General features: G+C 48.5%; 4 protein-coding genes. All 4 read right to left on the bottom strand.

Annotation, left to right across the window (positions count from 1 at the left end):
- The coding region (gene mobV, locus E4631_RS25555; protein WP_205704325.1) for a MobV family relaxase at positions 1-505 on the bottom strand (505 nt) is incomplete at its 3' end.
- A gap of 245 nt (positions 506-750) precedes the next feature.
- Positions 751-1,254, bottom strand: coding sequence for a hypothetical protein (locus E4631_RS25550; protein ID WP_133658652.1), 504 nt, complete (start codon positions 1,252-1,254; stop codon positions 751-753).
- A gap of 13 nt (positions 1,255-1,267) precedes the next feature.
- On the bottom strand, positions 1,268-1,909 hold the full coding sequence (locus E4631_RS25545; RefSeq protein ID WP_133658650.1) for a replication/maintenance protein RepL: 642 nt from the start codon (positions 1,907-1,909) through the stop codon (positions 1,268-1,270).
- A 468-nt stretch (positions 1,910-2,377) separates the two neighbouring features.
- Positions 2,378-3,670 (bottom strand): plasmid recombination protein (locus E4631_RS25540; protein ID WP_205704324.1); only part of this gene is annotated, 1,293 nt, incomplete at its 5' end.

The following is a 3,670-nucleotide window of genomic DNA, read 5'->3' as shown; positions in this document are numbered from 1 at the left end:
GGTCTTTGAGGGTTTCAGGATTGAAAATCTTGTCAGCTGATAGGTGCCCCTTTTCGGTCAGAGGGATAATGACCGCGTGAATGTGGGGGGTCTTTTCATCCTGGTGCAAGGTGAAGGAAACGACGTTTTTCTCTCCAAACGTTTTCTTCAAAAACTCCAAGTTATCAGCCACCCATTTGCTCGCTCGCATATCCTCAGCCTGCCCGTCTGGTCCACGCTTGAACCACTCTGGCGAGGCGGTCAGCACTATTTCGACTGCGCGCACCTGGTCGTCGCGCACCGTCCGCGGTTTACCCCTGGCCGTCTTGGCAATGCCCTCCTCGATGCGTGCCTCGGCCAAGCTCCAGTAGTCCACCTGGCCCGAGTTGATGTACTCTTTGTTGAGAGTGGCCGTGCGCTCGGCGTCCGCATTTGGTGTGTCCATCAAGCGGTAATTGTGCTTGGTCTTGCCCTGAGCTGCGGACTTGGTTTTGATTTTTGCGACGCGAAATACGACGGTGGACATGAGTAGGAGGGGATAACAGGTTAAGGTAAGGTGCCCCCGGAGGGGCACACGGCAAAACGATGGGGCGCAGCCCTGTCGTTTTGCCATAGTGTGTTATGGCGTTTGAACAATTGACCATTTCGACCGTTTTGCCCTACCCTACCACTCCTGCAAGATACACCCTTTTGCCTTTCCCCACTGCCCAATCACCTGCCTTTAAGCCCACTCTCTAAAAAGCCAATAGCTCACCTTTTTTGACCACCTCGTTAACTCAGCCTAGGAAATTTAGATAACAGGATTGCTCTGATTCTGCTCTGTTCTTTCTCTCCAGTACACATTAGATAAGCCAACTCTCCCCGCCCGAGCTGCACCCCCTTCTCACCCCCAGAGCCCCCCACCAGATAGGCCGCTTTAATAGTCAGCCCTTTCCCTATAAACTTCATCAGTAAATCCGCTGTGTGCCTCCCATGATGTACTGGATAGCAAAAGAATTTATTCAGCAGTCCACCCGGCCCATCAGCCCAAAATCGCAAAGAGTACAATTTAATCCCTATTGGCCTTACTTCATCAATCTGGCTTTTTATCCCCTCACCACCTAGCTCATCCTGTAAGTAAATCAACTCATCTAGGCATAAGTTGACCTGCCCCATAGCCTCCTGGTACACGTCGGCTATCTCTTCAGCCTTACCCATTGCTGCTAGCTCCTCAACTTCCTTTTCCCAGTACTGGAGCCGGTCATTTACCTCTTGGATTTGCTCTGGTATGGTCATAACTAATTCATTACTAGTGGCTCATCTCAAAAAGTTCTTGATTAGTCTTAACCTCAGCCTTTTTCTTCCTGCTGCGGATAGTCTTAACCTCTTTGAACTTAATAGCTTCTTTATCAGCCTTTAATACTTCCTCCAAACCTGAACTTGCATTCATTGCACGCTCCTCAGCCATTGCTTCCTCCCTGCCCAGCTGTACACCATCAATGATTTCTGCTTCAACCTCCTTATCACCATTAGCTCGATAAGAAACCTTCACTCTAATCTCCTCAACTTCTCCCCAATTACCACGTCCAAAAATGAAAGGATTCGCTAAAAACACACCCTTACCCTGACGAAAAAGAATCTTCTTACTTACGAACTTAACTAGCGCATTATCAATCGTTTTGGGATGAATATTAAGCTCTTCCGCAATTCGATTTTTAACAGTGCTATTTAGTACTATTTCGTTTGAATAGTCCATCTTTTTGAGTAGCTCATACAAAACTCCTGATACCCAAGCTGGTAGATTCCTCAAATGTGCTAAATCCTTGAGATACAGCTTCACAAAATGCGGTTCTTTCGATACCTGACTGACTTTTCTGCCCTGGACTAAAACACCGTCTTCATAGACCTCTTCAATGAAGTTTATTTTCCGAGTACCAACACTATCATTCATCTGATTTGGATTACTGTTTTAAGTGGTTTGCAAAACTAACTTCTGAGAAACAGTAATCCAAATTGCATTACTATCAGACATTGATTTGATTACGTTCAGTAATCGATTTGATTACTAACGTACATCGATTTGATTACTATCGTTTTCTTCATAACAAGTTGGTTTATAGTAGTTTATAACACTTTTAACCGATTTCTCTCTTCTCTTACTATTATGTGCCTCTAGAACGAGTCGTAGAACTGCACTCTAAAACGAGACCTAAAAAACAGTAAAATCAGCTTCTAAACCCCATATTTGGCCAAACCTAAAGCGAGCTTACAACGCTTCGCTCACCAAGGAATTAGTACACCATCTACCCAACGCTTCGCTCACCACTCCGACGAAGCAACGAAGTGGTCAAAAAAGGTGAACTATTGGCTTTTTAGGAAGTGGTGTTAAGGGGGACGATTAGGCAGTGGGGAAGAAAAATCAATCTCCTATACCGAAGCCCTTGCTCTTGGCCGGCCCCTGTTCACGTTCCTGAATTTTGGGCTGGGGTTGTGCTTGCAGCTGCTCGCGACGTGTCTGATGGCTGGCGTGCTCGTACACCTGGCCACCACCTTCTCGCACCTTGTCGAAGTACTGGCTGATTTGGTGGGCAAAGCTGGCCTGGTACTTCACGTAGACTGCTTCGTGCCCATCTCTACGCATTGGCTCACCCTGCACAAGCAGACGAGCTGCCCAGGATGTAGACCCAATTCGCAGCGCTTCCTCTACTTGCTTTACTTTATCAGTTGGTACTATCAGACAGGCTGTTAACTCCTCTGGCCCAACTTTCCACCGATAGATGGGCAATGCTCTGTCCATCAAATTCAGTTCACGCGCGGCCACCTTCTGCCGGGCCTGCTCTACCCGGTTTGCTTCTGCTTGCTTGGCCACCAACTCGGCTTGCTCACGAGCCTCACGCCTGGCTTGCAGCTGCTCCTCGACCTGCTCACTTATTTTCCGGTCATGGGGGCGTATTTCTGCATAGGTGAACTCTGAGCCATACCTAGGGTGTCGAACTTGATTGGGATTGTCCTCAGTAGACTTTCTAAATCTAAAATCTTGTTTTTCAAGGCCTTTGAAGTATTCCTTAGGGTTAGTGTACTCCCCTTTGACCAGGTGTACTTCAAACTTCTGCTTGGTGTCCAGTCGGTCTTCCTCGCGCAGCTTCGCCCCAAGCTCTAGGATAGTCTTGGGTACTGGCTTCCCGCCGGCAAGACTTACCGCCAGCCTGGTTTTCTCCTGTTCAGCCTGGGCTAACTTTTCCAAAGCAGCCTTTTTTAGCCCCTCTGACACGCCCAACTGTCGAGTGAGCACCTGGGCCTGCTCTTTGGCGCTTGCGTTCTCTGTGGCCAGTTTGATGGCCTCCTGAGCGCGTTGGTTTGCTGCCTCCACCTGCGCCTTGGGGAGGTCATTGGCCAAATCAGTCGTTCGCTTTTCCCAGTCTTCCAGATTTTTTAAGTCCTTCCAGCTCGGACGTTTTATATCTACTGGCTTATAATCCAGGGATTTACCTAACTCAGCTTCGATTTTATCCTGCCGGCCATACACCTGCTTCATGTCCTGGTGTGGTCGCCGGCTCCCTTCCACCCCACGCTCCAGACCATGCGGGGCCATCGCTTGGGCGTAGCTCGTTTGGAGGTCTTTGAGGGTTTCAGGATTGAAAATCTTGTCAGCTGATAGGTGCCCCTTTTCGGTCAGAGGGATAATGACCGCGTGAATGTGGGGGGTCTTTTC

Origin of the sequence: Hymenobacter sp. UV11 (genome assembly GCF_004684095.1) — a bacterium.
Lineage (GTDB): Bacteria > Bacteroidota > Bacteroidia > Cytophagales > Hymenobacteraceae > Hymenobacter.
The sequence above is the reverse complement of the archived record's forward strand: the minus strand, read 5'-3'. Positions and strand labels throughout refer to the sequence as shown.